At 70.3% G+C, this 6,770-nt stretch carries 7 protein-coding genes and 1 pseudogene; 1 reads left to right on the top strand and 7 read right to left on the bottom strand.

The features are described 5' to 3' along the window. Together B7767_RS24605 and B7767_RS24600 are read right to left on the bottom strand one after the other, a co-directional pair. Positions 1 to 831: pseudogene (locus tag B7767_RS24605) on the bottom strand (hypothetical protein); the annotation flags it as partial. Positions 832 to 1,121: 290 nt separating this feature from the next. Next, positions 1,122 to 1,460 (bottom strand): MerR family transcriptional regulator, encoded by a 339-nt coding sequence (locus B7767_RS24600; RefSeq protein WP_085574112.1) that lies wholly within the window; start codon positions 1,458 to 1,460, stop codon positions 1,122 to 1,124. 725 nt (positions 1,461 to 2,185) lie between these two features. On the opposite strand from B7767_RS24600, the gene B7767_RS24595 reads away from it, so the two are divergent. After that, positions 2,186 to 2,545, top strand: coding sequence for a hypothetical protein (locus tag B7767_RS24595; RefSeq protein WP_085574111.1), 360 nt, complete (start codon positions 2,186 to 2,188; stop codon positions 2,543 to 2,545). A gap of 255 nt (positions 2,546 to 2,800) precedes the next feature. On the opposite strand, the gene B7767_RS24590 is transcribed toward B7767_RS24595, so the two are convergent. From B7767_RS24590 to B7767_RS48305, 5 genes are all read right to left on the bottom strand, one after another. Beyond that, the gene (locus tag B7767_RS24590; protein ID WP_256923555.1) at positions 2,801 to 3,052 is read right to left on the bottom strand and encodes a CBS domain-containing protein; all 252 of its coding nucleotides are present in this window, start codon (positions 3,050 to 3,052) and stop codon (positions 2,801 to 2,803) included. 91 nt (positions 3,053 to 3,143) lie between these two features. Further along, a complete protein-coding gene (locus tag B7767_RS24585; RefSeq protein WP_085574109.1) occupies positions 3,144 to 4,619 on the bottom strand; it encodes a DEAD/DEAH box helicase in 1,476 nt (491 codons plus the stop codon). A 359-nt stretch (positions 4,620 to 4,978) separates the two neighbouring features. Beyond that, positions 4,979 to 5,182 (bottom strand): cold-shock protein, encoded by a 204-nt coding sequence (locus B7767_RS24580; protein WP_004986771.1) that lies wholly within the window; start codon positions 5,180 to 5,182, stop codon positions 4,979 to 4,981. 478 nt (positions 5,183 to 5,660) lie between these two features. Further along, positions 5,661 to 6,230 (bottom strand): DinB family protein, encoded by a 570-nt coding sequence (locus B7767_RS24575; protein WP_085574113.1) that lies wholly within the window; start codon positions 6,228 to 6,230, stop codon positions 5,661 to 5,663. A 131-nt stretch (positions 6,231 to 6,361) separates the two neighbouring features. Beyond that, positions 6,362 to 6,496: a hypothetical protein gene (locus B7767_RS48305; protein WP_256923554.1), complete on the bottom strand. Its 135-nt coding sequence runs from the start codon at positions 6,494 to 6,496 to the stop codon at positions 6,362 to 6,364. Positions 6,497 to 6,770: the final 274 nt, after the last annotated feature.

Below are 6,770 nucleotides of genomic sequence, written 5' to 3'. Positions count from 1 at the left end.
GGGCGGGGCCTTCGGCGCGTCGAGGGACGGTGCGGGGGCGGGCGGCAGCGTACTGCCGGCGACCTCCTGGCCCTTTTCGGTGGCGGCGCTGCTGACCTGGGGCTTGTAGGCGATCCACAGCATCACGAACGCGACCGCCAGCGCCATGGCGACACTGAGGAAGGCCGCCAGCCAGCGCGGCAGGAAACCCCGCTGCACATACGTGCCCTCCACCTCCAGCGGCGCCACCCCCGACCGCTGCACCGCCAGGGTGTAGGGCCGGCGCTCCGCCGACCCGAACCAGATGATCTGCCGCGGCTTCAGCGTCGTCCTCACGAACGCCGCACGGCCCGGCTCGATCTGCACATTGCTCGGATGGATGTCGTACGCCAGCTGATCGCCGTTGTCGCTGCCGCTCACCGACGCCGTCAGCTTCGTGTTGCCCAGGTTGTCCACGGCCAGCCTCGGACGGCCGCGGAAACGGCCCTTCACCGTCTGCGGCACCAACTCCGCCCGCACTTCCGTGAACGGGGTGATGGTGAGGTTCCCCTCCGGGACCGTCGTCGCCTCCGGATGCTCCGTCGGCGTGATCCGCACCGCGTACGGATTCGGCCCCGCCGTCGCGTCCGGCGTACGCGGCGGAGCGAACGTCAGCTCCACCGACCCCGTGGTCCCCGGGTACAACCGCAGCGCCTGCGGCTCCACGACGGCCCAGGGCGCGAGGGGGCCCACCGCCTCGAAGCGGTACTCGTCCACCACGTCACCGGTGTTGCGCAGACGCAGCCGCACAGTCGTACTACCACCCGGGTCCACGGTCGCGGAGGCGGGCTCGAGGGATGTCCAGAGGCTCACTCCGGGACGTTAAACGTGGCGAGGGCGCCGAGTCAGGAAGCCCCGGGGCACGATGAGTGCCCGAAGAGGCGGGACCGACTGCCCGCCCTCCCGGAACCGGAATCCCACCGGTCCTCAACGGGACGCCACCCCTACGGCCCGACGAAGCGGCCGGACGGCGCACCGCGAGCACGGAGGCCCTCCCGAACACCGGGCGAGGGCCTCCGACCAGGTTTCCCGGGGAGCCTTTCGGACACTCGGGCACCCGGACACGGGGACCGTCCCCGGGTGTGGGTGAGGGCCCGTCGACCTCAGGTTCCGGCCGGTGGGGTGGACGATCCGGCGGCGCGCCGGTACTCGGCGTTGATGCGCTGGGCTTCCTCGAGCTGGTCCTCGAGGATGATGATCCGGCACGCGGCCTCGATCGGGGTGCCCTGGTCGACGAGTTCACGCGCGCGTGCCGCGATGCGCAGCTGGTAGCGGGAGTAGCGGCGGTGCCCGCCCCCGGAACGCAGTGGTGTGATCAGTCGTGCTTCGCCTATGGCGCGCAGGAAGCCGGGAGTGGTACCGAGCAACTCGGCGGCCCGGCCCATCGTGTAGGCGGGGTAGTCGTCGTCGTCGAGACGGCCCAGCGACTCGTCTGCTGTCATCTCACCTCTCAGTGGAACGCGTGGAGGGGCCCTGGTGCCGTACGGCACCAGGGCCCCGAAGGAACTACAACACCATCTGCCGACCCTAGTACTGCGTCGGCCTTCTGTTTCCGCACGGCCGTCCGGTACTCCGACGGGGGTGCGGGGATCGCGGATGCGTGACCGGAGACCACCTGCCTATCGATGTCCTGCGGTACCCGGGCTCGCGTCTTCCGCCCGGGCGATCCTGATGGCGCTCGACTCCTCCGTTCTTCCCTCTTGATCAATCACTTGCGAACGGGAACTGCGTACTGCTTGTACCGCTGCCCGGCAGTTCGTGTCTGCCGGGCCTGATCGACCTTGGCTACGAGAGAAATCGTAACCACGGGCTGTGCGAATGTCTACTCCGGCGAACATAGATTTAGTGCGTTCGGTGATGAGGTATCCCCTCGGACCGGCCTGTGCGTGCCGGGGACCGTCCGCGGCACGGGTCCGGCGTACGGATGAGACCCGGAGCCGCCCGCCGGGCTTTCCGTGACACCGCCGGGCTTTCCGTGACGCCGTCGACCGACGCGGCGCCTCGACCGTGGTGCGAGGACCCCTCCGGGCCACCTCCGGCTCGCAGCCGCCCCGCATGCGCACCCCCGCCCCGTACCGCGGCACCGGGGGAGGGGGGTGCGCTCGTCCCGCCCGTCGGTTTCACCACCCGAGCCGCACGGACGGGCGGGTGCATAGAATCCGATCTCATGCCGAAGCCTGACGAGCTGATCGTTGACATCGCCGCCCGTGTGGAGTCCGGGCAGAGCAATCAGATGTCCCTGACCGTGGTCACCGGTGGTGCTGTCATCACCGGCCGCCTGGCTCCCGAAGCCGTGTGGAGGCGGAGGGTGTCGGAGGTGCTGACGGACTCCGCCCGCCTGGGCGAGTTCTCCGCCGTCTTCGACGCCCCCGCGAAGAGGGAGGGGCCGCCCACGCATCTGCACTTCCACGTCGCCCGGATCCTCCAGGGCGCGGTGGGCATCCCGGAGACGGGCGGGATGTACCGCGTCGCGATCGAGGACGTCAGCGCCTGGACCGTGGGCGACTTCAGTTACTCCGACCACTGACCCCTCGCCGCGCCGAGAGCGGCGTGGCACGCGGTGAGGGCCCCACCGGCACGCGGCGGTTTCTAGGGGCCCTCACCCACTGCTCAGTTCGGCTCGCGCCCGTTCCGTCGGCCGGACGGACAGGGGGTGCCGGGCGGCATCGCGGAAGCCCGCTGCGACGGGCCTCCGCGGCGCGTCGGTGCGGCCCGGTACGGGTGCGACAGGTGGAGCCGGGCCGGCGGCGGCGCATCGCGCGCCCGGCCCGGGCCCTCGTGGTCAGCGGCGAGGGGAGGGGCCGATGACGCCGGCGATGTCACGCAGACGGATCCGGTCCGTGTATCCGGAACCGTCACGAGCGGCCGTGAGCCCGGCCCGGGTGACCAGGCCGGTGCACAGACCGTCCTCGTCGCAGACGATCAGACGACCCGTACGGGCGGCGGCCATCACGGACAGCGCCACCTCCACGGTCATGTCCTCCCAGACCTGCGGTCCGGCCGCGTCCACGGCGTCGGCGACCGTACCGTGCACGGGGCGGGCACTCGTCGGACGGGACTGAGTCTGGACCGGCGTCAAAGGGTGCCTCCTGCGGAGTCGGGTCGGTTTCCTGATCACGAAGGTTCTATGCGGCCGTACCGGCGGACCTCGGTACGGGTGCGCGCCGGGCCGCCGGAGCGGGGCGGCGACGGCCGCGCGACGTGCCGCCGCGCTTCTTGGGGCGTTCGGCCGCCGGGGCGGTGATGACGACCGGGACGCCGGAGGGGGCCTGGGCGCCGGTGATGCGGTGCAGGGCCTCATCGTCGACGCGGACCTCAGTGGTCCGCGGGACGATGCCGGCCGCTGCCATGAGGCGGGTCATGCCGCGGCGCTGGTTCGGGGTGACCAGGGTGACGACGCTGCCGGACTCGCCGGCGCGGGCCGTACGGCCGCCGCGGTGGAGGTAGTCCTTGTGGTCGGTCGGCGGGTCGACGTTGACGACGAGGTCGAGGTTGTCGACGTGGATGCCGCGCGCCGCGACGTTGGTCGCCACCAGCACGTTGACGTGCCCGGTCCTGAACTGCGCCAGCGTACGGGTGCGTTGCGGCTGCGACTTCCCGCCGTGCAGGGCGGCGGCCCGGATCCCGCTGTTCAGGAGGTGCGCGGTGAGGCCGTCGACGGCGTGCTTGGTGTCGAGGAACATGATCACGCGGCCGTCGCGTGCGGCGATCCGGGTGGTGGCCGTGTGCTTGTCGGCACCCCGGACATGCAGCACATGGTGCTCCATCGTCGTGACCGTGCCGGCCGAGGGGTCGACGGAGTGCACGACGGGGTCGCTGAGGTAGCGGCGCACGAGCAGGTCGACGTTGCGGTCGAGGGTGGCGGAGAACAGCATGCGCTGACCCTCGGGGCGGACCTGGTCGAGAAGGGCGGTGACCTGCGGCATGAAGCCCATGTCGGCCATCTGGTCGGCCTCGTCGAGAACGGTGACGGAGACCTGGTCCAGTCGGCAGTCGCCGCGGTCGATGAGGTCCTTGAGGCGTCCCGGTGTGGCGACGACGACCTCGGCGCCACCGCGCAGCGCGCTCGCCTGCCTGCCGATCGACACCCCGCCCACCACAGTGGCCAGCCGCAGCTTCACGGAGCGGGCGTACGGGGCGAGCGCGTCGGTCACCTGCTGCGCCAGCTCACGCGTCGGTACGAGGACCAGCCCCAGCGGCTGCCTGGCCTCGGCGCGCTGCCCGGCCGTACGGGCCAGCAGCGCCAGCCCGAAGGCGAGGGTCTTGCCGGAACCGGTGCGGCCACGACCGAGGACGTCCCGGCCGGCGAGGGAGTTCGGGAGGGTCGCGGCCTGGATCGGGAACGGTACGGTCACGCCCTGCGAGCCGAGCGCGGCCAGCAACTCCCGGGGCATGTCGAGATCGGTGAAGCCCTCCACGGCGGGAAGCGCGGGGGTGACCGTCTCGGGGAGGGCGAACTCTCCCCGGACCGCGGCGGGCCGACGGCCGTGACCGCCGGACCGGCGCGGGGCCGGCGAGCCGAATCGGCTGCCGCCCCTTCCGGAGTCGGCACCACGGCTACGGGTGCGGGCGAAGCGGTCGTTCGTGCGTGTGCGGTTCATGCGGAACCTTCCTCGATGCGGCACATATCAAGGAATTCCCGCAGCGATGAGCGGCATGGAGAATTGCAAGAATGGGCCGGTGGAACGCGGCGGCGAACCCGGCCGACGAAAAATCCGTACGGGTTCGGGCGCGGGCGCTGAAATGAATGGCGCGATGTGGACGCGGTATTCGTACGTCCACGGCGATGCGGCTGTACGGGGATGCGGGGTGCGTCCGCCCCCCCGAAGGGCGATCCGTGCGCGGTGGGCCTACGGATTTCCCGGTTGTCGCCCACAGGTGGAACCACTGCGGGAAACGCGAGCAGCTGGGGCCCGCACCCCGAAGGATGCGGGCCCCAGCTGCGAAGTGCGCGTCAGTGTCAGGCGGGAACGATGTTCTCGGCCGTCGGGCCCTTCTGGCCCTGCGCGATGTCGAAGGACACCTTCTGGCCCTCGAGCAGCTCTCGGAAGCCCTGGGCGGCGATGTTCGAGTAGTGGGCGAACACGTCGGCGCCGCCACCGTCCTGCTCAATGAAGCCGAAGCCCTTTTCCGCGTTGAACCACTTCACGGTACCGGTAGCCATGTCATTTCTCCTTCGGGGCAGTGCGTCGGGGCCCGCACCGTGCGGAACCCGTGTCGCCGCGATGATCACCCACCCGGAAAACGCCGGACGCACAAGCACTTCCGGCGATACGAAAACCGGCCGGAGAGCATGTGAAGTTTCGGGAACCACAACTGCAACTGAGATCGAAGGTAGCACGTCGCGGCAGCCATGTGTGCGGTGGAGAATCCCACTCTGCTAATCATGACAAGAAACCTGTCCGCACGTCCCGTGGAAACCTCATTTCGCGGACACAGCTATTGATTCACCGGGAGCGCAGCGTTCCGGGAAGTACGGGGCACGGTCAACGTGAGGACTGCCCTCGAAGGGCCTACCGGTCGGAGCGGCTGAGCCCCATGGCTCTCACCCCTGCCTTGGCCGTCGACTCGGCTCGGCGGACCGGGACACCCGTGCGAAGGCGTCTGTCGTTCGAGTGGCCGGAGTCCTGCCGCGCCGTCGGCTAGCCCATGGACTTGGCGCCGTCCAGGGACTCGCGGATGATGTCGGCGTGGCCGGCGTGCTGGGCGGTCTCGGCGATGATGTGCATCAGCACCCGGCGGGCCGACCACCGCGCACCCGGCTCGAACCACGGGGCCTTCGGCAGCGGTTGTGCGGTGTTCAGGTCGGGGAGGGTGGCGACCAGTTCGTCGGTCCGGCGGGCCGTCCTGTCGTAGTCGGCGAGCACGCCGGTCAGCGTCTCGTGGGGCAGCATCCGGAACTCGTCGTCCCGTCGGGCCCAGTCGGCCTCGGTCATGGTGGCGAAGTCGGGCATCGCCGACGGGCCGTCCAGGATGAACTGCGCCCAGCTCCGCTCGACCGCGGTGACATGTTTGATCAGGCCGCCCAGGCACAGCCGGCTGGCGGTGGTCCGGCGCCCGGCCTGCTCGTCGGTGAGGTCACGGGTGGTGAAGCGCAGGAAGTGCCGATGCTTGGCCAGGGCCTCCAGCAGGTCGGCGCGCTCGCCGGTGAGGGCCGGCTCATGGGTCGAGTCGGAGGTGGCCGGTTCGTTGACGGTCGCGGTCTCGCTCATGGTCACTGCCTTCCGTGGGGCGTATTCCGTCGGGCAGGAAGGACACTAGGGGCCATCGAGGTCAGATTCTGACCTAAACGACCGGCCGGGTTCGGTGCGGTCGCAGTACCGCTCTGCCGTACAGCAGCCCGTCACCGCAGAACTGCGAGGACCGCACCCACTCCCATGAGGAGAGTCCCCGTGCCCGACATGATCGCGGTCAGCATCTCGATGCGGTGTGCCACCCGGTCTCGTCGAGGTTCGTCCGTGACACCGGTGATCTCCATGTCTGCTCCTCTTTGCCGCACTCGCCCGTCCGGGCTGTCTCCGATCCCGCCCGTGCGCTCGGCAACGGAGTCCCTGGCACCTAGTCAAAATGAACTTCTCGAAATGCCGCAATACGGACTTTCGTGCAGGGCTGGTTGCGCGGCCTGCGGCAGCAACACGCCTTGGTGCCTTGTTGTCGTAGGGGTCGGCTGGAGCGGGTTTCCTCCTCCGCCCGCTGCACGCAGCGCGCCGCCGGGCGGGGCCGCCGCCGGCGGAGACAGGGCGGCGGCCCCG

The sequence above is a fragment of the Streptomyces sp. 13-12-16 genome (genome assembly GCF_002114215.1).
Classification (GTDB): domain Bacteria; phylum Actinomycetota; class Actinomycetes; order Streptomycetales; family Streptomycetaceae; genus Streptomyces.
The sequence above is the reverse complement of the archived record's forward strand: the minus strand, read 5'-3'. Positions and strand labels throughout refer to the sequence as shown.

Bases quoted from the DNA above. Each gene is read 5' to 3' on its own strand.
- B7767_RS24600 (WP_085574112.1), bottom strand. From the start codon at position 1,460: ATGACAGCAGACGAGTCGCTGGGCCGTCTCGACGACGACGACTACCCC.
- B7767_RS24595 (WP_085574111.1), top strand. From the start codon at position 2,186: ATGCCGAAGCCTGACGAGCTGATCGTTGACATCGCCGCCCGTGTGGAG.
- B7767_RS24585 (WP_085574109.1), bottom strand. From the start codon at position 4,619: ATGAACCGCACACGCACGAACGACCGCTTCGCCCGCACCCGTAGCCGT.
- B7767_RS24580 (WP_004986771.1), bottom strand. From the start codon at position 5,182: ATGGCTACCGGTACCGTGAAGTGGTTCAACGCGGAAAAGGGCTTCGGC.
- B7767_RS24575 (WP_085574113.1), bottom strand. From the start codon at position 6,230: ATGAGCGAGACCGCGACCGTCAACGAACCGGCCACCTCCGACTCGACC.
- B7767_RS48305 (WP_256923554.1), bottom strand. From the start codon at position 6,496: ATGGAGATCACCGGTGTCACGGACGAACCTCGACGAGACCGGGTGGCA.